The organism is Prevotella sp. kh1p2 (assembly GCF_900111525.1).
Lineage (GTDB): Bacteria > Bacteroidota > Bacteroidia > Bacteroidales > Bacteroidaceae > Prevotella.
On record NZ_FOHY01000016.1, the window covers coordinates 21274 to 46662 of the forward strand.

The 25389-nt window shown below is 48.0% G+C and carries 20 protein-coding genes; 11 read left to right on the forward strand and 9 right to left on the reverse strand.

The window, feature by feature from the left end:
* Window positions 1–5: 5 nt before the first annotated feature.
* Both BMW31_RS10080 and BMW31_RS10085 read left to right on the forward strand, forming a co-directional pair.
* A complete protein-coding gene (locus BMW31_RS10080; protein ID WP_091825198.1) occupies window positions 6–962 on the forward strand; it encodes a D-2-hydroxyacid dehydrogenase in 957 nt (318 codons plus the stop codon).
* 48 nt (window positions 963–1010) lie between these two features.
* Window positions 1011–1652: a trimeric intracellular cation channel family protein gene (locus BMW31_RS10085; protein WP_091825089.1), complete on the forward strand. Its 642-nt coding sequence runs from the start codon at window positions 1011–1013 to the stop codon at window positions 1650–1652.
* A 14-nt stretch (window positions 1653–1666) separates the two neighbouring features.
* On the opposite strand, the gene BMW31_RS10090 is transcribed toward BMW31_RS10085, so the two are convergent.
* On the reverse strand, window positions 1667–2308 hold the full coding sequence (locus BMW31_RS10090) for an HD domain-containing protein (RefSeq protein ID WP_091825091.1): 642 nt from the start codon (window positions 2306–2308) through the stop codon (window positions 1667–1669).
* 75 nt (window positions 2309–2383) lie between these two features.
* Here BMW31_RS10090 and menA point away from each other — a divergent pair, with 75 nt between their 5' ends.
* Window positions 2384–3289 carry a 1,4-dihydroxy-2-naphthoate octaprenyltransferase gene (gene menA / locus BMW31_RS10095; protein WP_091825202.1) on the forward strand — a complete coding sequence of 302 codons (906 nt, stop codon included), beginning with the start codon at window positions 2384–2386 and terminating at the stop codon, window positions 3287–3289.
* Between the two features lie 239 nt (window positions 3290–3528).
* Here menA and BMW31_RS10100 read toward each other — a convergent pair whose 3' ends face one another.
* Window positions 3529–5082, reverse strand: coding sequence for an OmpP1/FadL family transporter (locus BMW31_RS10100; protein ID WP_091825096.1), 1554 nt, complete (start codon window positions 5080–5082; stop codon window positions 3529–3531).
* 85 nt (window positions 5083–5167) lie between these two features.
* The gene (locus BMW31_RS10105; RefSeq protein ID WP_091825100.1) at window positions 5168–6133 is read right to left on the reverse strand and encodes a hypothetical protein; all 966 of its coding nucleotides are present in this window, start codon (window positions 6131–6133) and stop codon (window positions 5168–5170) included.
* Window positions 6134–6285: 152 nt separating this feature from the next.
* On the opposite strand from BMW31_RS10105, the gene prmA reads away from it, so the two are divergent.
* The gene (gene prmA, locus BMW31_RS10110) at window positions 6286–7146 is read left to right on the forward strand and encodes a 50S ribosomal protein L11 methyltransferase (RefSeq protein WP_091825104.1); all 861 of its coding nucleotides are present in this window, start codon (window positions 6286–6288) and stop codon (window positions 7144–7146) included.
* 571 nt (window positions 7147–7717) lie between these two features.
* Here the strand turns inward: prmA and BMW31_RS10115 are convergent.
* Window positions 7718–8602, reverse strand: coding sequence for a glycoside hydrolase family 25 protein (locus BMW31_RS10115; RefSeq protein ID WP_410524444.1), 885 nt, complete (start codon window positions 8600–8602; stop codon window positions 7718–7720).
* A gap of 63 nt (window positions 8603–8665) precedes the next feature.
* Window positions 8666–10309 carry a diphosphate--fructose-6-phosphate 1-phosphotransferase gene (locus BMW31_RS10120; RefSeq protein ID WP_091825109.1) on the reverse strand — a complete coding sequence of 548 codons (1644 nt, stop codon included), beginning with the start codon at window positions 10307–10309 and terminating at the stop codon, window positions 8666–8668.
* A gap of 254 nt (window positions 10310–10563) precedes the next feature.
* On the opposite strand from BMW31_RS10120, the gene BMW31_RS10125 reads away from it, so the two are divergent.
* The 5 genes from BMW31_RS10125 to BMW31_RS10145 are packed head-to-tail and all read left to right on the forward strand — an operon-like array spanning window position 10564 to window position 16714.
* Window positions 10564–10836 carry a hypothetical protein gene (locus tag BMW31_RS10125; protein WP_091825113.1) on the forward strand — a complete coding sequence of 91 codons (273 nt, stop codon included), beginning with the start codon at window positions 10564–10566 and terminating at the stop codon, window positions 10834–10836.
* Between the two features lie 27 nt (window positions 10837–10863).
* Window positions 10864–11418, forward strand: coding sequence for a 1-acyl-sn-glycerol-3-phosphate acyltransferase (locus tag BMW31_RS10130; protein ID WP_091825117.1), 555 nt, complete (start codon window positions 10864–10866; stop codon window positions 11416–11418).
* Between the two features lies 1 nt (window position 11419).
* Window positions 11420–14323 (forward strand): golvesin C-terminal-like domain-containing protein, encoded by a 2904-nt coding sequence (locus BMW31_RS10135; RefSeq protein WP_091825120.1) that lies wholly within the window; start codon window positions 11420–11422, stop codon window positions 14321–14323.
* Window positions 14324–14340: 17 nt separating this feature from the next.
* Entirely contained in the window at window positions 14341–14664 is a 324-nt protein-coding gene (locus BMW31_RS10140; protein WP_091825124.1) for a hypothetical protein, read from the forward strand.
* 25 nt (window positions 14665–14689) lie between these two features.
* Window positions 14690–16714, forward strand: coding sequence for a YgiQ family radical SAM protein (locus tag BMW31_RS10145; protein ID WP_255404935.1), 2025 nt, complete (start codon window positions 14690–14692; stop codon window positions 16712–16714).
* Window positions 16715–16934: 220 nt separating this feature from the next.
* Here the strand turns inward: BMW31_RS10145 and BMW31_RS10150 are convergent, their stop codons facing one another.
* The 4 genes from BMW31_RS10150 to BMW31_RS10165 form a co-directional block, all read right to left on the reverse strand.
* Entirely contained in the window at window positions 16935–19076 is a 2142-nt protein-coding gene (locus BMW31_RS10150) for a peptidylprolyl isomerase (protein WP_091825132.1), read from the reverse strand.
* A gap of 146 nt (window positions 19077–19222) precedes the next feature.
* Window positions 19223–20497 (reverse strand): hemolysin family protein, encoded by a 1275-nt coding sequence (locus BMW31_RS10155; RefSeq protein ID WP_091825209.1) that lies wholly within the window; start codon window positions 20495–20497, stop codon window positions 19223–19225.
* Between the two features lie 18 nt (window positions 20498–20515).
* Window positions 20516–21175, reverse strand: a complete 660-nt coding sequence (gene lptC / locus BMW31_RS10160; RefSeq protein ID WP_091825135.1) for an LPS export ABC transporter periplasmic protein LptC — start codon at window positions 21173–21175, stop codon at window positions 20516–20518.
* A gap of 26 nt (window positions 21176–21201) precedes the next feature.
* On the reverse strand, window positions 21202–22497 hold the full coding sequence (locus BMW31_RS10165) for a porin family protein (protein WP_091825212.1): 1296 nt from the start codon (window positions 22495–22497) through the stop codon (window positions 21202–21204).
* A 143-nt stretch (window positions 22498–22640) separates the two neighbouring features.
* On the opposite strand from BMW31_RS10165, the gene BMW31_RS10170 reads away from it, so the two are divergent.
* Together BMW31_RS10170 and BMW31_RS10175 are read left to right on the forward strand one after the other, a co-directional pair.
* The gene (locus BMW31_RS10170) at window positions 22641–23867 is read left to right on the forward strand and encodes a lipoprotein N-acyltransferase Lnb domain-containing protein (RefSeq protein ID WP_177166308.1); all 1227 of its coding nucleotides are present in this window, start codon (window positions 22641–22643) and stop codon (window positions 23865–23867) included.
* Window positions 23860–25263: an alkaline phosphatase family protein gene (locus tag BMW31_RS10175; RefSeq protein WP_091825139.1), complete on the forward strand. Its 1404-nt coding sequence runs from the start codon at window positions 23860–23862 to the stop codon at window positions 25261–25263. The genes BMW31_RS10170 and BMW31_RS10175 overlap by 8 nt, the downstream gene beginning before the upstream one ends.
* Window positions 25264–25389 lie beyond the last annotated feature (126 nt).

Sequence of the window (25389 nt, forward strand, 5' to 3'; positions counted from 1 at the left end):
ATATGATGAAAATTGTAGTTTTAGATGGTTTTGGAGCCAATCCGGGCGACCTTTCGTGGGATGCTCTGAAACAATACGGAGAACTGAAAGTCTATGACCGTACGGCCACAGGCGAAATAGAGGCACGTGCCAAGGATGCGGAAGTGGTGATGACCAATAAGGTTGCACTGACTGCTGACATCATGAAGCAGCTGCCTAAGCTGAAACTCATCTGCGTGCTGGCCACGGGATTTAACATTATAGATACCAAGGCAGCCAAGGCACGCGGCATTCTGGTATGCAATGTTCCGGCCTACAGTACGGACAGCGTTGCACAAATGGTGTTTGCCCATATCCTGAACATCACCAACCACGTAGACAGTTTTGCCCGCGAGAACCGCAAGGGCAGATGGAGCTCTAATCCCGACTTCTGTTATTGGGATGAACCGCTGCATGAGCTGGCAGGCAAAACCATCGGTATCGTGGGACTGGGGAATATAGGCAGCAAGGTTGCTGTCATTGCCAAGGATTTCGGAATGGATGTATTTGCTTATACCAGCAAGAATTCAGCCGACTTGCCTCAAGGAATCCAGAAGACAACTATGAAGGGTCTGTTTGCTGTCAGCGATATTCTGACTCTTCATTGCCCGTTAACAGACGCCACACGCGAGTTGATTAACAAGGAGACCATTGCCCAAATGAAGCATGGAGCCATATTGATAAATACCGGACGAGGCCCGCTTGTAAACGAAGCTGATGTAGCCGAGGCTCTTGCCAAAGGCCAACTGTCGGCTTACGGAGCAGATGTCATGTGCTCCGAACCGCCTGCAGCCAACAATCCTTTGCTGGCCCAACCTCATGCCTACATTACTCCGCACGTAGCGTGGGCAACCTACGAGGCCCGCACACGCCTGATGGCAGTAACGGTTGAGAACGTGAAGGCTTACTTGGAAGGCAGACCACAGAATGTGGTTAACGCATAACAAACAGCGAATAATCATGTTATACAACCTCTGCTGATAGTGGATATCTTGTTTTATTCGGATCCGGAGTTTGCCCGTTCGGTTCAGCAAATCATAGAATTTGTAGGAACTTTCGCCTTTGCCATTTCCGGTATTCGGCATGCCGCGGCCAAGCACTTCGACTGGTTCGGGGGCTTTGTGTGTGGCATTGCCGTTGCCATTGGCGGCGGTACGGTACGAGACGTAATGCTGGGAGTAACACCTTTCTGGATGACAACCCCCGTTTATCTTATTTGTACCGCACTGGCACAGGTGTTTGTGGTGGCCTTTGCCAAGTATCTTCGTCCATTGAACAACGCTTGGTTTGTGTTCGACACATTAGGCTTGGCACTGTTTACCATAGCCGGAATTCAGAAGACTTTGGCCTGCGGACACCCGTTTTGGGTTGCTATCATCATGGGATGTATTACCGGTGCTGCCGGTGGAGTTATCCGTGACGTGCTGTTAAACAAGGAACCGGTTATCTTCCAAAAGGAAATTTACGCAATGGCGAGCATTGCAGGAGGACTACTCTACTGGCTCCTCATCTCGTTGCATGCGAATGTGGGCATCACGGCCATCGCTACTTTTCTGCTTATCTGCATCATTCGCTTTACAGCAGTACGCTACCACATATCATTGCCATTGCTCAAAACGGAAGATAACGGGTAAAGTTGCAGGCCGGGCTATTTGTTGCGGCCTACTTGCGCATAGTATTTCTCAAACTGTTCTCGGAGCAGAGTGGGATTTTCGATAATGTCGCGCACGGCCTTGAGCTTCTTTTCGTTCGGTGAATTGGGAATCCACAGTTTGATATAGCCATTGTTGGAATACTTCTCCTGCATGTGATGCTGGAACCTGAGCCACTGCTCTTCCTTATCTTTGTCAGGGTAGTTCTCTACTCCGAATTCCACTGCACGCGAGAAAACGACTTCTGCATCCAAGTCTCTGTCAGCCTCGGCAACAATTTTACCATAGATACTGCGGGGCACATGACTGGCAGAAGCCCTGTGATCTTCTACCGCCTCTTTCATCAATATGATTTGGTCGGGCGTAAACCACTTTCTTAATCTCATGTCGGCTGCCAGTATCTTGCCGCTGGTAAGATGGTGGATGGCCCTTGGGCCGCTCATACCCAGATCGTGGTAAGCCGCTATAACGTAAGCCATGTTGATGTCGGCACCCATCTGTTTGGCCAGAACCAGCGAATTGGCAATCACTCGCTGAACGTGGTTAAGGCCGTGGGAACGCCCAAATGCGGTATAACGGGGCAGGATATTCGTCTCGACAAATGACATCAAGTCGAGACTAACGTTTGTATCTATCATGCGAAAGAATTCATTTATTTTTGCAAATATAATTATTTCTGTTTAATTTTGCAAATGATTTTAAGGGCTATTAAGATGAATGAAGATAATGTTAGGATTAATTCCTTTAAGGCGTGGGTACTTGCTGCACGGCCTAAAACGCTGACTGGAGCAGCCGTACCGGTATTAGTGGGCACGGCACTTGCGCTGAATAATGCCGGTGGTGCTATCAGGGTGCTTCCTGTAGTGCTGTGTTTCCTTTTCGCGTTCATCATGCAGATAGACGCAAACTTCGTGAACGACTATTTCGATTTCATACATGGAAACGACGATGAGACACGCCTTGGCCCGAAGCGTGCTTGCGCTCAAGGCTGGATAACCATCGGAGCCATGAAGAAGGGGCTTGTTCTTACAACCATTTTGGCATGCGTCGTGGGGCTGCCTCTGGTGTGGTATGGCGGCAGCGAAATGATTTTAATCGGATTGCTGTGCGTGACGTTCTGCTTTCTCTACACCACATCATTAAGCTATATGGGATTAGGTGACTTGCTGGTCTTGCTTTTCTTCGGCATTATTCCGGTTTCCATGACTTATTTTTTGGCAATGCCAGTAGGCTCGCAGGCCATAACCTGGCAAGTTTTGTTGGCAAGTCTGGCTTGCGGATTTGTAATAGATGCGCTCTTGCTGGTTAACAACTACCGTGATATAGACAACGACCGCAAAGCTGGAAAGATGACTTTTGTGGTACGAGTTGGCAAACGGAATGCGGAGTTAGCTTATCTGTTTGTTGGCATAACAGCCTGTATGCTTGGCTTGGTTCACTTGTTTTATGGTAATATCCTGGCCTTCTTTCTCCCTTTCCTGTATCTGATTATTCATGTTTATACATGGCGCGAAATGGTTAAAATCAGCCAAGGCAAGCAACTCAACGCCGTGTTGGGCAAGACAGCCCGCAACATGTTCGTCTATGGAGTGTTGGTAAGCATTGGCCTGTTGTTATAAGACAAAGTAAGATTTGGTATCTGCAGATACGCTGAATGGTAAAAACTTGGCAATGCGGAAATACAAAAGTGAGACTTGTCTCTCGACAGGTCTCACTCAAATACTTACTAAAACTAAATTAACCACTAAAAAAACTAATCTTATTTTGTGTTATTGTATGTATCAAGTTTGCATAAAACCAGCTGTTGTTTACAACAACAAATATAGCAACTGATGCGTTCGTCCGTCACAATACATATTTAGAAACGGTAGCCCAAAGTGAGCAATACCTGATGGCGTTTATTGCTTACGCTCACTGCATCAGCTATATTGTTCATATCAGGGGCTTGATTATCAGTATAACTCATGAAAGGATAAAACTCTCCATCGGTTGTGCTGTACTGATAGGCCAGGTCTACATTGAAGTTCTTCACCGCGTAACCTATACCCAAAGTAAAGCGATTAGTGCCTTTCCAGTTTGTGTAATCGGTTGTGGATGAGTAATAAATGCCTGGAGATTCAACCAAGTTACCATTGGCCAGTACACCTTTGACACCATTCTCACTATAGATTGCGCTCTGATAGTTGTAGCCCGCACGTAATGCCAAGGCAGGTGTTAGTTTGTATTCTAAGCCCAGCTTCAAGGTCGAAACACCTTTCAGCGTCTCTCCGGCGTGATCGTTCATGTCATTGTCACTCTCGCTGGTGTTGTAGTAATCATCGTACCAGTAATCGTAACTTGCACCGGTATTGATCCTGCTGTCAATGCTTCCAAAGTCTTCATACTCATACACAGCACCCAGAGCCAGAACATTGCCAATCGTATGGCCTAAACTCAGTCCGAACTTCCAGGGCGTATAGACCTTGAAGTCATAGTCGGAACGCACGTAGTCAGAACCCAAGGAAACCTGGTTACTTGTAGACAAATCGTACCAGGTTGGCGTCTTGACCGACAAACCGATGCGGAACGGCGACTCTTCTATTGGTCTTACGATAACTCCGGCAGTAATATCAAAGCCCGTACCGGTAATGCGACGGTCGTCTGCCACGTTCACCTCAGTCCGGTTAAAGCCATTGTTGGGTTCCAAAGTCTCGATGTATTCGCTGTATCCTTTATAGTGCACATCGCTCATTCCCATTGTCAAACCCAGGTAAACCCGGTCGTTCAGATTTCCGCTTACATTGAAATCATAGCGCCCGATGTAGCCTGTATGTGCCCTGTCGAACATGTAGCCGGTTGAGTTTTCGTATCTGTAGTCGGCCGACTGGTCATCACCCAAGTCCATCAGCTTGTTTGCCAGCAGTTCATCCAGCCGTGTACTGGTGATATAATCCTGCCCTTTGTCGTCGAAAAGATAACCGGCATCGCCTTTGATATAGGTGAGCTTATTCTGTGACGCATCCTTCAAATCATGCGCAGCGGAGAGAATATAATCAAAGTTCTTGCTCTTGTGATAGTTGAAACCAAAATTCAAGAACGAGTTTCTGCCGCTCTTCATGGCATAGACGAAGCCCACCTGGTCGAAGCTGGCATTCGTTTTGTTGCCATTAGCGAAATCTTTGCCATCCTGCTGCGACACCAGTCCAAAGGAAATGTTTGCCGTTGGCCTTCTGAAGAGTCCGATACCGGCCGGGTTGCTGCTTATGGTTGAGAGGTCAGCACCCAAGGCATCCATTGCACCTCCCATACCAACGTAGCGGGCGGTACCGTTCAAATCAGTATTGGCAAGTTTGGCATTCTCGTAAGTTTCCTGCGCAGTGGCCGGCATAACCAGTATGGCCAGCGCTGCTGCTATAATATATTTTGTCTTCATAATCTTTTGAGTTAAAGAAGAGCAGACAATTACTGCCCTTACTCCTTATTATATATAATCTTATATACTAACAGATTTGTTGTCCTTAGCGCCTGCCGCCACCGAAATGGCCACCGCCACTCACATGTCCGCCTCCAAAGGAGCCACCGCCCGAAGAACGGCTGCTGCCACCGAAGCTGCCTCCACTTGATGAAGAGCCACCGCCGAAACTGCCGCTGGAACGCGACGGTGTATAGCTGCGGTTTGACGGCGTTGAGGTTGACCGGCCTCCGAAAACCGAGCGGTTAGAACCCGAAGCACGCGAATAGGCTCTGCTGTTGGCACCGTATCTGCGGCCGTTGTTGGTACTGCGTCCGCCGAAAGTTCCCGTGCGATAGGCCGCGTTGTTGCTGCCGTAACCACTCCAGGAGTTGTACGTGCGGCCAGCAGGGCGACTGTAGCTTACATAACCACCCCACGGATATCCATACCATCCGTAGTAAGGTCCCCATCCGTAACCATAATACCAAGGGTCGTACCAGCCGCCATAACCATAGTACCACGGATTATACCAGCCTGCATAACCGCCGTACCAGCCGTCATACCAGCCACCATAACCATAATACCAAGGGTCGTACCAGCCGCGCCAGTAAGGACCGAAGCCCCAACGGTAGCTGTAGAACCAGGGATCGTAGAAGCCATCCCAGCGGCTCATCCGGCTCGAGTACCGATAATCGTCATCAACCATTGTGTCATAATACTTGCCCACAAAGGTGGTGTCAATGTACGTAGAGTCCGGATAAACACCGTTACCCTTCTGGAACTGGATGATGTCATTGCCGTCCTTGTCCGTACCAATCTTCTGGTAATGGCTCCAGAACTTACCGCGGCGGTTGTATTCATCCACATCCCGGTTACTGCCCGCATAGTATGCAGGCTTCTCTGAAACTTTATCTGCGTTGGAGTTCATCTCAGCCGCCTTCTTCGGTGTGAAGTAGAGGTCGTCGTCCTGAGCCATCAATGACAATGGCGTCACTCCAACAAGGACTGCGAGAAGAAAGATTTTTTTCATTATTTACTCCTTTTTTTATTTTCCTACTTATCCTAATGCAAAAATAGTACCTATTTTATTGCAAATTTAAGGAATTTCCCTAATCCGTGATAGGTTTTTCCCTAAATTTTATAAATTTGCAAGAGAATTTAAACTTAGAACGGATTGGGGATATGAAATACTTGGTAGCAGACTTCAATATTGCATGTGCAGCAGAGTTGATGCAAACAGCCAGAGACCTGGTTGCCGACTTGGCGGGCGAAGCAGGTTTCGAATCGTTTGAAGATACGCCCGAAGGTATCAGGGGATATGTTCAGACCGACGCATTGGACAAGCAAACGCTGGATGGAGGCATCGCCGACTTTCCCATGCCCGATGTGCACATTACCTACACCATCTGCCCTGCAGAGGACAAGAACTGGAATGCTTCGTGGGAGGCATCGGGCTTCGACCCTGTCATCGTTGACCGCCGCATCATTATCTGCGACGCCAAACGCCCCATCCCCGATACTGACAACATGACACCCATCTTTATCGATGCCTGCCAAGCCTTCGGTACCGGAACGCATCAAACCACGCGGATGATTGTCTCTGCCTTGCTCTCTCTTGATTTGGATGGCAGGCGAGTGCTCGACTGCGGATGCGGTACCGGCATTCTGGGTATTGCCGCCTCAAAGATGGGAGCCAAAGGCGTTGTAGGCTACGACATCGACGAATGGAGCGTAGAAAACACGGAGCACAACTGCCAAATAAACCATGTAGAGAACATGGAGGTGCTGCACGGCGATGCGCTTGTACTCTCCCATGTAAGCGGTGTGTTCGATGTGGTGCTGGCCAACATCAACCGCAACATTCTGCTTCACGACCTCGAAACTTTCAAGGACATCATGGCTTCGGGCGCGCTGCTCGTCATGAGCGGGTTCTATGAAGCCGACATTCCCATGCTGCTGGCCAAGGCAACAGAGCTGAAGCTGAAAGAAGTGGGCAGAAAAACCGATGGCGAGTGGGCCTGCCTCATGCTGCAGTTGGCTTAACCTGTTGTTCTGACGGAGCGATTGCCATGTGGCGACGTCGGTTTGCAACTGCAGCCAGGCCAGCTGATGGAATCTTAATTTGTCAGAAAAGTTGGTCAACTTTCCAGTCGTTACCTATCAGTCAGCCAGAAAAAGAATGCAGGTATTTTGGTTGTTTCACCTCTTTCTGATTTCATTTTTCCGCTATCGGGCACTCTCCTTTTGCCCTTCAGCGTCTTCAAAGCATACCTTCAAGGCTCCCATAGCATGCTTTCAAGCATGCCGGAGCATAGCTTCAAGAGGCTTGAAAGATAGCTTGCAGGCCATTAAAGCATAGATTTAGGAAGACGGAGAAGCAAAATGAATGTATAAACTTCTGATTTTCAACAAATTAGAAGCAATCAGAATATGGACATATTTTAGACTGCCGGCATGCCCGGACCAATCGGCGTGCGTTTTAAAAGTTAAAAAATAAGGATATATTCCGAAGCCAACTAACGAGCAGAAGCGGGCAGCAAGACCATCAACGTACACCCATGAACCGGCGCAAAACGGGCGAAGCAGTCCCGACAACAAGGTGCTGCGGGCGCATTTACCAATCTTCTTTCTGCCTCCCTATCGTGAGTTTCAGCAAGTCGTAGTAAGAACCGTTGTAGATATTGAAGTCAACGTACCCTTTGATACCGGGCAACCGTCCGGCGTCAGTATGCTGCCAGAACTTCCAAGGACCCTTATACTCCACCTTAGGCACATAATAGTGGGCTATCCAATAAGGATAGTCGTCGAAGACGGGGGCACTGAGATAGCGCTCCTTAAAACTATAATAGGTGTAGATAATGGGCTTTACGTGGTACTTGTCTTCTACAATATGGAGCCAAGTGAGCACATCACGCTGGAAATCTTCAACCGACTTGTCTTGAGGTTTATGCTCAATATCGAGCACGGGAGGCAGGTCACCATTCTCCAGATGCACCTGTTTAAGGAAATAATATGCCTGCTCGCGCGGGGTTGACTGATTGCTCCAGAAATGATAAACACCACGTATAAAGCCGTGGTCACGTGCCTGATAGAAGTTATCGTTAAAGTTTTCATCAAGCGATGTAGAACCTTCGGTAGACTTGATGAAAACAAAGCGGAGCGGATAACCTTCTATTTCAGCATATTTCAGCTCATCCCAATCAATGGTGCCTTGATAGTGGGAAATGTCAATACCGTGGATTTCATATCCCTCGGGGTAGTTGGCATCGCCATAAAGCGCGCGCCAGCGAAAGCCGGTGGGGCCTACGAAGAAGTGGTAAAAGGCCCAAATGTAGAATATGACTACACCGATGCCGCCTATCCACCATGCCCAGCGCGGGTAACGGTTAAGGAAGGAGAGGTTGAGAAACGACGAGTGAGAATGGCGCGTACGCCTGCCCCTCCCCTTTCCGGAAGCGGAAGTGGTGGTTCTGCGATGAGAGGTTCGTCGGTTCATCATAATCAAGAAGCCGCAGAGAGACACCCGGGGTGCTCTCTGCGGTTTATCAATGTAGGTTACAAATTACTTTTCAAGTTCCAGTGCCAACGTGCGGGTGGTACGGTCGCAGACAGAGGCCGGTCCCCAGTACTGTATCGGGCCCGGGTACACGTAGCAGGTCTCCTTAGCCCAAAGGTCGCGTTTCTCGGCGAACTTCTTGAACGGTTTGCCGTCAAGTTCTACCAGCGCCTTGCGGATAACGGGCTTCATCTCGCCGTTGCGTCGCTCCATGTTCATCATCATGGTAATTGGCACGCCTCCTGCTTTCCACTCATCGGTAGAGGCACTCAGGTTCTTCACAATAGCCATGTAGCCGGTCTTGCCGTTGGCAATGAGTTCAACGGCGCTCACGCCGAGGGTGTAGCAATAGTCTGCATCGAAGTTGGAAGGCATGGCGCAACGGCCTTCGTAACCGAAGAAGTGGTGCAAGGGGGCAAACGAGCCGGTAAACTTGCCTACTTTCTTCCAGTCGGCCAGCTTGGCCTCAACCATGTCCGAAATCAGTTTCTCGGTCTCAATGAGCGAAACCTGTACGTTTCCATGAGGATCGCGGTCAAGAGAAAGCTGACGGGCAACGCCCTCCGGCAGTGTTGCAAACGTCTCGGCGTTCTTTTTGCTCAAGTGAGCCAGAATGTAGGCGCGCTGGGCATCCTTGTCCAAGTCTTTGTAATCGTCGCCGTGAGCGGCCATCAGGTCGTTGAGTTCGTCTATCAGACGACCGATAGAAGGAATGAACTCTATCAGTCCCTCGGGTATGAGGACAACGCCGAAGTTGTTTCCGGCGGCAGCGCGATTGGCCACTGCGGTGGCAATCTGCTCCACTATTTCGTTCAGAGTCATGTCCTTCTGCTCTATTTCCTCGGAAATCAGGCAGATGTTGGGCTGCGTCTGGAGTGCGCATTCCAAGGCGATGTGAGAAGCCGAGCGACCCATCAGCTTGATGAAGTGCCAATACTTGCGGGCAGAGTTGGCATCGCGCTCAATGTTGCCGATAACCTCGCTGTAAGTCTTTGTAGCGGTATCGAAACCGAAAGAGGTCTCAATCTGGCTGTTCTTCAGGTCGCCGTCAATGGTCTTCGGAGCCCCAATTACCTGTACACCGTAGTTCTTTGCAGCATAATATTCTGCCAGAACGCAGGCGTTTGTGTTGGAGTCGTCGCCTCCAATGATAACGATGGCCTTGATATCAAGCTCGCGGATAACTTCGAGACCTTTCTCAAACTGCTCTACCTTCTCCAACTTGGTACGGCCGGAGCCAATCATGTCGAAGCCGCCTGTATTGCGGTACTCGTCAATAATGTCGGCAGTCAGCTCTATGTAATTGTGGTCAACAAGTCCGCCGGGTCCCATCAGGAAGCCATAGAGCTTGTTTTCGGGATTTAGTTTCTTAACAGCATCAAAGATACCGCAAATTACATTGTGGCCGCCAGGAGCCTGACCGCCGGAGAGAATTACGCCCACATTCAGCTTCTGGGTGTTCTCAACCTCGCCGGGAACAAACTCTACCAATGGCATGCCATAGGTATTGGGGAACAATTTCTTGATTTCTTCCTGGTCGCCTACACTCTGCGTAGCTTCGCCTTCCTGTACCTTGACAGCACCCCGAAGACCTTTTGGCAGCTTAGGCTGGTAAGCAGCTCTCTCTTTCTGCAAAAGACTTTTTTTCATTTTACCTTATAGTTTATATAAATATTAGACAATTTTTACGCTTGTCCATAAAAAGAAATATAACAGCCCCGCACTTGCAGACCCTGCGATTGCAACGAGACGGGAGCCTTATATTTAGATGCAAAATTACTTCTTTTACTTGATATAAGGAAAGAAAAAAGAAAGAAATCGAACTTTGGAAACATTTTTTTCGCATTACCTCTTGCCGATCTGGATTTTTTACCTATCTTTGGGGTGAATAACAGAATACGACTATGGCAAATAAAAGAAATTTGAAGCGCACCATTAACTATGTGTGCAGCGACCTCTTTGCAGAATGTGTAGCTGCTTATCTTTACACCGGAAAGCAGAACGACGAAAACATGAACGCCTTGCTTAACTCCATTTTGGTAGTTCACAACCATTATATCAGCCGCATCTCACATCCCGAACCGGGCATCAAGCAGAAAGCATATTACCAGGACTTGATTAAGAAATTCAACGAAGAAGTTTCGGAGATTATCGACCAAATAAAAAACATTGGCTAACCCAACCCTATTTAATTCACACAGCTGATGTTGCAACAATTTTGTAAATGGCTCTTGTACAAGCGCATGGGATGGACAAAGGAAATTACCGTAGCTCATCCTGACAAGTACATCATCTGCCTGGCTCCCCATACAAGTAACTGGGACTTCGTTATCGGACAGCTCTACATGCGTGCCGAAGACTTGAAGAGCAACTTCCTGATGAAAAAGGAATGGTTCATAGGCCCCTTGGGCTCTTTCTTCAGAGCCATTGGCGGCATACCCGTTTGGCGGAGCAAGCATACAAGTATGACCGACCATCTCGCCGGGCAGGCTGCACAGAGCAAGGTGTTCCACCTCTGCATCACCCCGGAAGGAACCCGCTCACTTAATCCGGAATGGAAGAAAGGCTTTTATTTCATCGCACTGAAAGCTAAAATTCCCATCCTGCTCTATGGTGTAGACTATGAAAAGAAACTCATCCGGTGTACGAAGAGCTTTGTGCCGACAGGCGACTTTGAGAAAGAAATGAGGGAGATAAAACTGTATTTTACGGATTTCAAGGGCAAAAGACCCGAGCTATTTACAACCGGAGAGATATAAGATGAACAGAAAGATTGTTTTCCTGATAACGACATGTCTCCTTTTCCATTCGAGCCTGTGGGGTCAACAGACCGTCCTTCCGGAAAAGACGGTGGGACGGCTCAACAACTATTTTCTTTCCTACAGACCCAAGGACAGCCGTCAGTATCAGCAAGCCAGGATGGTGGCGTATAAAGTAGACGACTCTGCCAAAACGGTTACGATAACTGCCAACGACTATTTTGCCGCTCAGGAGTTTACGGCACGCACCGTTAAGGACATATATGGAAAAATCCGAAGGATTCTTCCCAACCCGCATGATGACTATAAAATCCGCATTGTTACTAACGGCATGACCATAGAAGAGTTAGTGCCCGACCTTGTATCAGTTAACGACGGCGTTACGCAGGCATGGGGTGACATTGATTACAAGGGCGAACCGTGGGTAAAGAATGTGTCGAGACCCAACAAGATTACTCATGGTTTGAGTAACAGACATCTGTCTGTATGGGCCAGTCACGGAAGGTATTATGACCAGAACAAGCTAAAATGGGTCTGGCAACGCCCCAATCTATTTGGCACTACGGAGGATCTGTTCACACAAACCATCGTCATCCCCTATCTCATCCCAATGCTTCAAAATGCCGGAGCCGTTGTATTTACACCACGGGAACGAGACTGGCAAACCAACGAGATTATCATTGACAACGATGGTTCCGGCCCCGGCTCCAGCTATTCGGAGTATGCAAACAAAGGTTCATGGACAACTACCGGTACGAGAGGATTTAAATCACACGCCGGTGTGTATCACAACAACGAGAATCCCTTTGAGGCAGGCACGGCACGGATGATGGATGCCACGAAAAGTAATTCCAAGATAAGCCTCGTAACCTATCAGCCAAATATTCCGGAAGAAGGGAATTACGCTGTGTATATCAGCTACCAATCGCTGCCCAAAAGCATTCCGGATGCCGAATACATCGTTTTTCACAAGGGCGTTGAAACTCATTTCAAAGTCAATCAACGGATAGGTGGCGGCACGTGGGTGTATTTGGGAACTTTCGATTTTGACAAAGGGAACAATCAGTACAACCGTGTAGTGCTCACAACAAAATCATCCCATCGCGGCATAGTAACTGCCGATGCAGTCAGAATAGGCGGCGGAATGGGCAATATAGAAAGAGGTGGCACCATTAGCGGATTGCCGAGAACGCTTGAAGGAGCCAGATATTATGCACAGTGGGCCGGTGCCCCCTACTCTGTGTACAGTGGCAAAAACGGTGCAGACGATTACGCCGACGACATTAACGTAAGGTCAGATATGACGAACTGGCTGGCCGGAGGCTCCTGCTATGTCCCATCCCTGCAGGGAAAGGGTGTTCCCATCGAACTTTCCTTGGCAGTTCACAGCGATGCAGGCTACGAGAGAGACGGCCAGAGCCTTGTGGGCTCTTTGGCCATCTGCACGACCCGCTTCAATGACGGTAAACTCAACTCGGGTATCTCGCGCATGGCTTCCAAGAACTTTGCCCGCACTTTGCTTGAAGGAGTTACCCGCGATATCAAGAACAAATACAAGATTTGGAACAAACGCTACCTCTGGGATCGCAACTATTCTGAGACCCGAAAGCCTGAAGTGCCATCAGCAATTCTGGAAACCTTGTCACACCAGAGTTTTCCTGATATGGTTTATGGCCAAGACCCCAACTTCAAATTCACATTGGCACGCTCCATCTACAAAACGATATTGCGCTTCATAGCCACTCAACACGGATGCCGCTACGTGGTGCAGCCCCTGCAACCCGTCAATTTTAATATCAGATTTGTTGAAAGAAATAAGGTAGAATTAAACTGGGCACCGCAGAAGGACGAATTCGAATCAACCGCAACGCCCACCTCCTACAACGTTTACATGGCAACGGGTACAAGCGGTTTCGACAACGGAGTTAGCACGAAGAAAAGCAGCTATACAATAGAATTGGAACCCGGTGTGATGTACAACTTTAAAGTTACAGCTGTGAACAGAGGCGGCGAGAGCTTCCCGACGGCGGTACTTTCTGCCTACTATCAGCCCGAGGCATCCAAAACGGTTTTGATAGTTAACGGATTCAACCGTCTTTCAGCCCCCGCCATTATTGACAATGCAGACAGACAGGGCTTTGACTTGAACAAGGATGAAGGCGTAAGTTACGGACTGACTGCCGGGTGGAACGGACAGCAACAGTTTTATGAGAAAAAAGACATGGGGACAGAAGGCCCCGGCGGGTTAGGTTACGGAGGCGACGAACTTGCCGGCCATTTCATTGCAGGCAACGACTTCAACTATGTTCGCACGCATGCCGATGCCATTGCCAGTACGAAATCATACAATATTGTAAGCTGTTCGAAGCAAGCTGTGGAGACGGGAACTACCAATCTGTCCGATTATCCTTGTGTAGATTACCTCTTGGGACTTGAAAAATACGACCGTCATGCGCTGGAATATTACAAGACTTTCTCTGTCCGGATGCAAAAAATGTTCACGGAGTACGTTTCCCGACATGGCAATCTGCTTGTCAGTGGTTCTTACATAGGCTCCGACATGTTGTCTTCAACAGAGAAGGACTTTTTGGCCAATACGCTGAAAGCAAACTACATGGTAACTGACACGCTGACATCATCTCCCATCATCAAAGGTCTGGGACTTGACTTCGACATTTATCGCAGCCTGAACGCTAAGCACTATGCCGCTGTTCATCCCGAAGTGCTCCAACCCTTGGCGCCTGCATACAGCTCCATGCTATACGCCGACGGCCAAAGTGCTGGCGTTGCCTATCGTGGAAATGACCACAGAAGTTTCGTGATGGGATTTCCTTTCGAGTGCATTACTTCACAGGCAACACGGAACTCCATCATGCACGGAATATTAGACTTTCTCTTGAAATAACTTAAAACATAAATATGATGTACAAAATTCAAGCCAACCAGTCAGGAACCAGAAGCATCGAAGTTTCTGACGAACATTTGCAGACACTCGAGAAATACTCGCTGCTCAAAAATCTTGTAGACAGTAGCGGCATCATTGACGAAACCGTGCTCGACAAGTTGAAATTCAACGTCCGCTCTATGCTGGAGTCGGAGGCAGGCAAGGACAAAGCCCTGCTCGACCTTTGCTTAGATGTAATCTACAATAACAATATGAAGGCTTTCGGCCTGCATCAGCTGGTGCTGCTCTATATAGAATGGAGAGGCAAGCAAAAGGTGACGCAGGACAATGAAGCTGAGTAAGACTGCTAATACAGACCATAACCCTTTGAAGACAGATAACGTAACTGCAAGATTTCAGCTTACAGACTTCCTTCCTACTACCAGGAAGGAATGTGACTTACGGGGCTGGCAACAGCTCGATGTCATACTGTTCTCCGGTGACGCCTATATCGACCATCCCGCCTTTGGGGCTGCTGTCATAGGGCGCATACTGGAAGCAAATGGCTATAAAGTGGCCATAGTTCCGCAACCCGATTGGCATGGAGATTATAGGGATTTCAAGAAGTTAGGCCGTCCGAGACTGTTCTTTGGAATAGCTCCCGGAGCCATGGACTCAATGGTGAACAGATACACTGCGAACAGAAGACTCCGAAGCGAAGATGCCTACAGTCCCGATGCACGCCACAACATGAGACCCGATTACCCGACAATAGTCTATACGCAGATACTCAAGAAGTTATATCCGGACGTTCCCGTTGTACTTGGAGGGATTGAAGCCTCCTTGCGACGACTGACTCACTACGACTACTGGCAGAACAAACTCATGCGTTGCATCCTGTGTGATTCTGGAGGCGATCTTATCATCTACGGCATGGGCGAAAAGCCGACGCTGCAACTGTGCAAGGAACTCGACAAAGGGCGAAAGATGAAAGAAATCAGAGAGATTCCTCAAACTGTCTACCTGAGCAAAGAAGAGGATATTCCCGGAGGAATAACCGACAATGATATTGTACTGCACAGTCACGAGGAATGCCTGCAGAGCAAGAAGGCAGAAGCTGATAACTTCCGTCATATAGAAGAAGAATCCAATAAGATACACGCCCAGCGGCTGTTGCAGGCAGTGGGCGGAATGTATGCTGTGGTAAATCCTCCATATCCTCCCTTGACAACACCCGAGCTTGATGCTTCCTATGACCTGCCATATACAAGGATGCCGCACCCAAAGTATAAAGGCAAAACCATTCCGGCTTACGAGATGATTAAGTTCTCCGTAAACATCCATCGCGGGTGTTTTGGGGGCTGTGCATTCTGCACGATATCAGCACATCAGGGCAAGTTCATCACTTGCAGGTCAAAAGAAAGCATACTCAAAGAAGTGGATCAGATTACCCGAATGCCTGATTTTAAAGGCTATCTTTCCGACCTTGGAGGTCCCTCGGCCAACATGTACGGAATGCAAGGACGCAACCTGAAGGCTTGCGAGCACTGCAAACGCCCCTCATGTATTCATCCGGAGATTTGTCCGAACTTGAATACAGACCACAGTAAGTTGCTTGATATATATCACGCCGTTGACGCTTTGCCCGGAATAAAGAAGAGTTTCATTGGGAGCGGAGTAAGATATGATTTGCTATTGCACAAAAGCAAGGATGAAAAAAGCAACGAAGCCGCCAGGCAATACACACGGGAACTGATAACCAAACATGTAAGCGGAAGACTGAAGGTGGCTCCCGAGCACACATCAGACAGAGTACTGAAGCTGATGAGAAAACCTTCTTTCAAGCAATTCTACGAATTTAAAAGGATATTTGACGACATAAACAAAAGGGAGAACCTACGCCAGCAGATTATCCCTTATTTCATCAGCAGCCACCCCGGATGCAAAGAAGAAGACATGGCCGAGCTGGCTGTTATCACCAAAGGGCTTGACTTTCATCTCGAACAGGTTCAGGACTTCACCCCTACCCCCATGACAGTCAGCACCGAAACCTGGTACACCGGCTACGATCCATATACCCTGGAGCCTGTATTCAGTGCTAAAACGCCGAAAGAAAAGCTCTCGCAACGGCAATTCTTCTTCTGGTACAAGCATGAAGAACGCAGGAACATAGAGCAGGAGCTCAAACGAATAGGACGGGCGGATCTCATCGGAAGACTATATGACGGTAACTCGATAAGGCATCCGCAAGTGAGCTATGACTCAAAAGCCATTGGCAGTTCTCCGACAGGCGGGGATCAGGGCACCAAACATTCATTCAATCCAAACTTCACGCCGGCAAATCGCCGAAAGGCAACTGGCGGAAAGACTCACTCCGGAAACAGGCAGGGGCGTAGCCGCCGCAGCAAGTGACCTGTTTCTGCCACCTTTTTTGAACTTCAGAAAGTTGATCATTCAACTTTTGACAAGTGTCGCATAATCGTTTGACACTTGTCGCACGATTATGCGACACTTGTCAAAAGTTACCGATAACCACATTCGAGAACCGCAAAAAATAATCCCAACGCCATAAAGGCATTGGGATTATTTGTATTTTCTGTTCAGTTACTGCTCCCCATGGAGCACACTACTGCTAAAAGAAAAGGTATCTGTTGTCTACAACCTTTGCCTTCACAAACAGTTCATTCATAAAGTTGCCGGCCAGCTGCAAGTATTTCTGTGCGAGCTTGGCTTCTTCCGCCTTGGCATCAAACTTGGTTTGATGTGTACTCTTGTTCACAACCTGGAAGAGATAAACGCCGGCGTTGCCCTTTACTGGCTGAGTGCTGAACTTACCCTTGGCCGTTGCGGCTACGGCGCCGCTCAACGCGGGCTCGCTGGCACCTGTCATAGATACAAACACGGGAGCTGCAAAAGTAATTTGGTTAACATCAACCGTCTTGGCACCCTTGCCTTTGGCGGCGGCAAGTGAGGTAACTCCCTTGACCTTGTCCATCAGCATGTCGGCCTTCTTGTCTTTCAAAACCTCAGCCTGCACCAGCTCGCGAACTTGCGGATCATTTAATCCACGGAAGCCGGCAGGATGTATTTTTTCGCATACTACCACCAACAGGTGGTTGTTATCACCGCACTCGTACATGGGCGAAACATCACCCTCACTGGCCTCGAAGAGCCACTTCATGGCTTCGCGGGTGCTGTGAATGCCGGCCAGATAGTGAGTAGAGGTGGTTATATCCTTAGCTTCCTGTACGCGGTAGCCGCTCTTCTGGGCGTTTTTCACAATGCCGTCGGCAGTTTGATTGGCGCTCACGAAAGAGCTGAACTTGTTATAGGCTGCGCTGTAAGTGTCTTTTGAGAACTCAATGGGCTTCTTTATGACGGCTGCGGTGTACTTGTTGACCATTGCCTTGCGGTCAAGCACCTGAATGATGAGGTTACCCTGCGTCATTGAATAGTTCTTCAGCTCGTTAACAGCCATCGTGTTGAGCGCCATCAGGTAGCCCTTGGTATCCTTGTCAAGCGAAGGGGCGTTCTGATACTGAGCGGTAACGAGCCACTGCTTTTCACCCGTCTGGCCATACTTCTTCGCGGTTGCCTCGAAATCAGCACCGGCAGCAAGAGCCGTATAGATAGAGTCAGCGCTCTTGCGAGCTGCCTCGGGTGTGGTACCGGGCACCTGAATCATGCGGTACTGCACGGAGTCGGGCAGCTGCGTTTTGGCAACCAGCTTCACAATGTTCATGGTGTTGTCCATCTTGTTCTCAACAGGGCCGTAGGTCTGGCCTACTGTCATGGAGTCGAGACGCTGTGCTATATCCTGCGGGAAAGCCTCTTTAGTGACCGGCAAGCCGAGGTAGCTGATGAGCGAAGTGCTCTTGCGCACAACCTCTGAAGGGTCAGCAGCTGCAGCCAAATCCTTGGTATAGTCGGCAAACTGCTTCTGCAGAGCCTGACGATCCTGTGCAGACGGTTCAACCTCAATATCTACATACTTGATATCGCGGCTCTCCACATACTGCTTGAAACGAGGTTTGAGTTCCTCGTACTTTGCCTTCAGGTCGGCATCAGCTATCTTCACCTTGCTGTCCTCTATGCTGCTGTAAGGGAAGGCGGCCAGCTGTATCTGCGCTTCCTCGGTCTCGTCCTTGAATGCCATCTTGGCTTCTACAGGGTTGGAGAGTACGCAATGGGCCAGCAGACTCTGATACTTCTGAGCCAGCGTTTGCTGACGGAGAGTTTTCTCAATAAAGGTCCAGTATTTATAAATGGTTTCGTACTGCTGCGACATCTGCGAGTTGGCGTTCTTCTGGTTGTTGTAATCGGCCAGGAACTTCTGCAGGGCATTGGCATCGAAACGGCCTGTCTGCCTGTTGACAAACGGAGTCTGGAGAAGCATGGGATTGGTTCCTTCCTTCAGGATATTCTGTAACTCTTCGTTGGTAACGGTGAGGCCGAGCTTTTGTGCTTCGTCTTCCACTATACGGGTCTGGACGAATGTGTTCCATACCATGTCCTTTACCTGATTGAGCTGTTCCTCGTTCAGGCTCTCGGTACCCTGCTGCATCTTGATGACTTCGCTGTACTCGTCGACCAGTTTCTGGAATTCCTGCACGTTGATTTTCTCACCTAAGACTTCGCCTATCTGCTGGCGCTGGTCGTTCTTGGTCGATTCGCAAGAACGAAACAGCTCCTCGGCGATGAACGCAAAGAGGCCAAAACCAATGATTCCGATAAGAATCACGCCTCTCTTTCTGATTTTTCCTAATGCTGCCATTAATATTTATGTTTTTATTTAATTATTATTTCACGTATTATTACAAGGCATCGCCTTGAGCGTAAACACATCCTGCAGTTATTAAAATGCGTACAAAAATACTAAAAAGATATCAAATGACGGAAAGTTTCGCCCGAAATTTTCAATTAGGAGTTATCTTTTAGTCTTACTAACTCTATTTTTGTACGTGTGCTCTTCAATATCTTGAATTCGTAGGGGCCAACGGTGACGATTTCATTGAGCTTGGGAAAACTCTCGTAATAATATAAGATAAGTCCGCCAATGGTCATGTACTCATCGCTCTCGGGCAGGTTGAGGTCAAACATCTCGTTTACTTTGTCAATCTCCAGACGAGCAGAGAGAATGTAGTCTCCGTTGTCAGTCTTTTTCGCAATGTATTTGGTATTGTCATGTTCATCTTCAATTTCACCAAAAATCTCCTCTACAATATCCTCCAATGATACGATTCCGCTGGTTCCGCCGAACTCATCAACAACCACTCCCAATGACTTTTGCTGCTGCAGGAAGATTTGCATGAGCTTCTGGGCAGCCATGGTTTCGGGCACGAAAGGCATGCTCTGTATGTGCTCTTGCCAGTGCTCCGGGGCGCGGAACATCTCGGAGGAGTGGATGTAGCCCTCGATATGGTCAATATCGCCATTATAGACAACAATCTTGGAGTTACCGCTCTCGATGAACATCTGCCTGAGGTTGTCGAGTGAGCACTCGTTCAGGTTTACCGCGTTAATCTCGGTGCGAGGCACCATACAATCCCGCACTTTGGTGTCAGGGAAGTCAAGCGCATTCTGGAATATCTTGACCTCGTCCTCAATATCGTCGTCATTTTTGGCATTGTCAATGCTCGACTGGACAAGATAGTCCAAATCCACTTTCGAAAATCCTTCGTCGTCATCGTCTTTACTCATGTGGATGCCGATGATGCGCAGCAGTATCTTGGATAAGAAAGTGGAGAACTTGCTGATGGGCCATAGCAAGATATAGAACAAATAAGCAGGGATGCTGAATACTGTCAGCAGTTTATTAGGATTGCTCTTAAAGAGAGTCTTGGGCAGGAACTCACCGGTAAAGAGCACTATCAACGTGGAAAGAATGGTATCTGCTGGCACGGTGAAGCCTGGCTCCATACCTGCAAAGATGGTGTTGTCGAAGAAACGGGCTATCAGAATGCCGTAAACAACCAGCACGATGTTGTTGCCAACAAGCATGGTGCTGACAAACCCGTTGGGATGGCGGTAGAAGGTGGAGAGCAGCTGCTGCGAAAGGCCATTCTTCTCCTTATCCATCTCTGCCAGCATACGGTTGCTGGATACGAAAGCCATCTCCATGCCGGAAAAGAAGGCAGAGAAAGCCATAGAGATGATTATTCCTATAATAAGTGGTATATCGACTGCGCTACCCATCATTGTTTTAGTCGTTTCTTAATGTGTCAAGGGTATGGAGGTGTTGCGACGGCGTGGAGGCGTCTGCGGTCTGACGGCAGCCTTAACAGTATCGGCAGCTGTCGTAAGCGTATCGCCGCCACTATCAATGTCGCCCTTCTCAAAAGAACCTTGCGTATTTGACACATAATATTTCGTCATCTTCTCGTCGCTGCGGAAATAACTGCCTTGCAACTGTCTTTCGGGAGTGATTAACTTGGAGAATACATGCGAATAGAGCTGATGTTCACGCTCATCCCAGAACAGCTGTTCGCTGTTAAAGCGGAGCCCGTCTTTGGTCAAGATGTGAACCCGTCCTCTCAATTCCCACAAGCGGTTCTCATTATAGTAATAGGCAGTATCGCACTGAATGAACGACTGCACGTGAAACTTTTCATCAAATTGTTCAAGGAACAGCCCCTTGTCGAATATCCACCTTTGCGGATTCCGGTTCTGGTTTACCTCCCATTTCTCAGTTACGATACGGTATTTGATGACGCCCGAATCCGATATCAACGTATTGACACCATAGCTAATCATTACTGCCACCGAATCTCGCGGATAGATGGCAGGAGCCGTATGTTCCTTCTGCTCCTCGCAAGAAGCGAGTGACAGAAGCAGACTGACTGTCAGCAACAATATAAAGAGGACTCTCTTCAAGACTTCGTTTTACTAATAAGCTATCATCAATTCAGCTTCCACTTGGCAAACCAGCGTTCATTGAAAGTCAAGCCAACATTGAGGCGGAATGTATTCTCAGTGATAAATCCTGTTACACTCTGGCGAGCCCATTGTACACTGATGTTGAGCATGGAACGGTTGTTCCACGTATTGATAATAGGAATGCCGAAACCCAGACTGGCACTGATTTCCTTTGGCCCATCGGCTCCATTAATCTTGTAATACGGAGTGGCATAGGAAACTCCGGCACGGTAGTGCATGCGCTGAGCAAAACCACGTCCCATTTCGTTAGGACAGAACTCCCCGCCAAAGGTAAACTTATGTCTGTCTTTCAACAATCCACTCTTGAGTGCATACTGCGGTTGGTCATTAACAACGCTGTATTCAGGAAAATCAATCTTTGCCCACTTCTGGAGACTATAATCGAGTCCTATCTTCAGGCGGTTGTGATGATTATACATCAAACCCGCACCTATCATGGTTGGCAGTTCGTAGCCATCTTTTATTGTCTGGACGGTAGAATCCGCCACCCCTGTTTGCAAATTCTTGGAAACCACCGTGCACGAGGGGTCGGCTTTCAGTTTGTGTCCAAGACCATAGGTAATGCCCAGCGTGACGGCATCTTTAGCAGAAAGTTGCGCCGTGTATTGCATACCTACATCAATTCGGTAGCTTCTCACGTCGGCTGCATAGTATTTTGAGAGCGTGTTTACAGAGGCATCACTGTAGCTATTGACAACAGAACGGGTGATATTGCCCCACAGATAAGACACGTTGGCACCAAAAGCAAAGCCTTTGAAAGGTTCCCATCCGGCTCCCAAATACACTTGGTGCAAACCTCCGGAACCGGAGTAGGTATTGGTAACGCTCGTGGATAGAGAATTGCCTACAAAACTGGAATTCGAATAATTATAGCCTACATTTGTAAAGGGAACCACACCAAAGCTGATACCTACATGTTTCAAGACTCGGAAACCTGCTACAACATATTCCAGATTGCCGTTTTTGGCGTTCTGTTTTTTGCCGTTTTCCTCGAAGTTCGTAATCTGTCCGGACATTCCGACATCAAAAATAAAACTCAGGGAATCAAGACTTGAATAAGATGCAGGATTAAGGAAGTTAATCTGATTGTGCTCGTGGAAGCCGATGCCAAGGCCATTCATACCTCGGTTAAAACCACTCGTCTGCTCTGTCAAAACACCTAATCCGAATTGACTATAAGGGGAATTAGTACCGCTTTGTGCTAAAGCTGTAGTTGAACATGCAGCCAGAACAACGGCGCTAAACAATATTCTTCTCATATTGAAACTCTTCAAATTCCTTAGATTTACGTGAAGTGTAAAGTTGCAGACAAAAAGCCCGCCTTTAATTATTGGTTGCAAAATTATCGAAAATTTTCGAAACAATAGCATGATAACTGCAAAATATAAGCTATTTTTGCATCGTGAAACATTTAAAACATATTTTGAGAGGCCTCTCGGCTGTTATTTTATTGTCTTTAACGACGGCAGTAGAAGCCCGTGAAGCTGTAGAAGAACAGAATCCTATACTCAAGAGCATGGATTCGGTAGAGGTAAGTCTGCTTACTTGTGGGCCAGGGCAAGAGGTCTACTCTTTGTATGGACACACCGCCATCAGGTTCCACGATATTGGCAGAAATCAGGATCTGAGCATCAATTACGGCATGTTCTCTTTTCAACAGAAGAACTTCATCCTCAGATTTGTTTTCGGGATTACCGATTATGAAATGGCAATTCAACCTTTTAATCTGTTTATTGAAGAGTACAGAAGCGACGGCCGTTGGGTTAAAGAGCAAGCTCTCAATCTCTCGAGAGAGGAGAAATGGGCCATCACTCAGGCCATTGACGAAAACTATCGACCCGAAAATAAAGTCTACCGATACAATTATTTCTATGATAATTGCACAACCCGTGCCCGAGACATGATAGTTGAGCATATCACAGGCAAAGTTTCCTATGCCGAAAACAGAAGTTATTCGCCAAGCTATCGCTCCTTAATTCACGACTACACCCACGGACATCCTTGGATGCAATTAGGTAACGACTTGCTTCTGGGTGTGAAGGCTGATGCCAAAACGAACCAGGAGCAGCAGCAATTTCTGCCGGTTCATCTTGAGAATGACTTCGATAATGCCATTATTATCAACAAAGACGGCTCGCGAAGGAAGTTAGTCACTCAATCCACTTATTTGCTTCCGCCTGTTGCAAACCACACCGACGGGGGTTTCCCCTTGTCTCCTATTGGCTGCGTATTGGTTCTTGCCGCGATTACTATCACAATTTGTTTCGTAGAAGCCTTTACCAAAAAGATTATATGGGGGTTCGACGCACTATGGCTTTTGGTTGATGGGTTGTGCGGGTTAATCATTCTGGCCATGGTTTTCTCACAACACCCAACGGTGAGTCTAAACTTTCAGATACTCATTCTCTGTCCATTGTCGATTATTTTCCTCATTCCGGTTGTCCGGAAGCTAAGGAAGCATCAGGCACACGGATATTTGAATGTGCTGATGGCATTCCTCATAATCGCCCTGTTCTTAGGTATTTGGCAAAGATATGATGTTGCCATGTACATTCTGGCATTGATTTTGCTAATCAGAATAGCAATCATTAAATACTGGTGTAAGAAGCCCAAACTGACAAATGAATAGATATCTCACCGCGATTCTCTTCGCTCTCTCGGCCACCGGGCAGGCTCAATCCTTACAGCCTGCACCCAAACTCGTGGTGAGCATAACCATAGACCAGCTTCGCACAGACTATATAGAAGCCTTCTCTCCATTCTACGGGCAGAACGGATTTCGCAAACTGTTGAGTCAGGGGCGTGTCTACGAGGCTGCAAGCTATCCCTTTACACCGGTAGACCGAGCCTCAGCCATTGCCTCCATATCCACCGGTACCTCTCCATACTACAATAGTATCGTCGGCACTCAATGGCTCGACCGGAGCACATTACGGCCTGTGGTATGCGTAGACGATAACAAATACACCGTTTCGCCGGCCAAGATTTCCACTTCTACAATAGGTGACGAACTCAAAGTCGCATCCAACGGCAATGCGCTCGTTTACTCTCTTGCCTCCAACAAGGATGCTGCCGTATTGTCAGCCGGCCATGCTGTTGACGGCGCTGTATGGATAGACGACCACTCGGGCGTCTTCACTACTTCAAATTACTATCCCGACAAGGGCAGAAAGTGGCTAAACGCATACAAGAGCATCTATTCTCAACGCACTGAAGATGAAGCTACTAAGAATATAGCAATAGTGCATGCAGCCAAAGAGTGCGTGCTTGCCAACTCAATGGGTAAGGACGACGTGACCGACTTACTCTGCATCACGCTATCAGCCAAAGGTAAAAGCGCGACAAACTGGCAGTTCGACATGGAGAGCATCTACCGCAAGTTAGACTCCGTACTGGGCGAACTGATATCCGGAATTGAAACTAACGTAGGCAAGCAGAATGTGCTTTTCTTCATCACAAGCACAGGATATACAGATGAAGACAAAACCGACTATGCCAAATTTCGCATTCCCACAGGTACTTTCTACATTAACCGCACGGCCAACTTGATGAACATATTCCTGAGCGCTATCTACGGTCAGGGACATTATGTCGAGTCTTGCTTCCACAACGAGATTTATCTCAACCACAAACTCATCGAGCAGAAGCGTATCGGATTGGGTGAAGTTCTGAACAGATGTCAGGAATTCCTCATCCAGAACGCAGGCGTACGAGATGTCTACACCACCACCCGACTGTTGTCGGGAGGCAACGATATCCTCAAGATTCGCAACGGCCATAATCCGGCCATCAGTGGTGATATCATCATTGAAGTGGCCTCCGGCTGGCAGCTATACAACGAAGATAATCAGGAAAAATATATCAGTCGCGTTTCCTTTGTTCCCTTCCCCATTATTGTTTACAGTGCAGGAGCCAAGGCCGAACGCATCAACACCCCGGTAACGGTAGACCGCATTGCGCCTACCATTGCCAAAGCCATCCGTATCCGGGCACCTAACGCCTGCAAAGCAGAACCTCTGTTCTGACCAGCCAGCATTTTTACAATCCAATTCTTTTTCGCTCTCAAACATCCAGTAACATTAAACATTGCAGCTGTCGTATTGATTGTTTTGAGACGAAATGTAGCTACAATGTAGTGCTATTCAGAATTT

Coding starts and splice junctions, on each gene's coding strand:
- BMW31_RS10130 (WP_091825117.1), top strand. CDS start 10,864: ATGTTGCAACAATTTTGTAAATGGCTCTTGTACAAGCGCATGGGATGG.
- BMW31_RS10100 (WP_091825096.1), bottom strand. CDS start 5,082: ATGAAGACAAAATATATTATAGCAGCAGCGCTGGCCATACTGGTTATG.
- BMW31_RS10120 (WP_091825109.1), bottom strand. CDS start 10,309: ATGAAAAAAAGTCTTTTGCAGAAAGAGAGAGCTGCTTACCAGCCTAAG.
- BMW31_RS10090 (WP_091825091.1), bottom strand. CDS start 2,308: ATGATAGATACAAACGTTAGTCTCGACTTGATGTCATTTGTCGAGACG.
- BMW31_RS10150 (WP_091825132.1), bottom strand. CDS start 19,076: ATGGCAGCATTAGGAAAAATCAGAAAGAGAGGCGTGATTCTTATCGGA.
- BMW31_RS10115 (WP_410524444.1), bottom strand. CDS start 8,602: ATGATGAACCGACGAACCTCTCATCGCAGAACCACCACTTCCGCTTCC.
- BMW31_RS10155 (WP_091825209.1), bottom strand. CDS start 20,497: ATGGGTAGCGCAGTCGATATACCACTTATTATAGGAATAATCATCTCT.
- BMW31_RS10105 (WP_091825100.1), bottom strand. CDS start 6,133: ATGAAAAAAATCTTTCTTCTCGCAGTCCTTGTTGGAGTGACGCCATTG.
- BMW31_RS10140 (WP_091825124.1), top strand. CDS start 14,341: ATGTACAAAATTCAAGCCAACCAGTCAGGAACCAGAAGCATCGAAGTT.
- BMW31_RS10135 (WP_091825120.1), top strand. CDS start 11,420: ATGAACAGAAAGATTGTTTTCCTGATAACGACATGTCTCCTTTTCCAT.
- BMW31_RS10125 (WP_091825113.1), top strand. CDS start 10,564: ATGGCAAATAAAAGAAATTTGAAGCGCACCATTAACTATGTGTGCAGC.
- BMW31_RS10165 (WP_091825212.1), bottom strand. CDS start 22,497: ATGAGAAGAATATTGTTTAGCGCCGTTGTTCTGGCTGCATGTTCAACT.
- BMW31_RS10080 (WP_091825198.1), top strand. CDS start 6: ATGAAAATTGTAGTTTTAGATGGTTTTGGAGCCAATCCGGGCGACCTT.
- prmA (WP_091825104.1), top strand. CDS start 6,286: ATGAAATACTTGGTAGCAGACTTCAATATTGCATGTGCAGCAGAGTTG.
- menA (WP_091825202.1), top strand. CDS start 2,384: ATGAATGAAGATAATGTTAGGATTAATTCCTTTAAGGCGTGGGTACTT.
- BMW31_RS10175 (WP_091825139.1), top strand. CDS start 23,860: ATGAATAGATATCTCACCGCGATTCTCTTCGCTCTCTCGGCCACCGGG.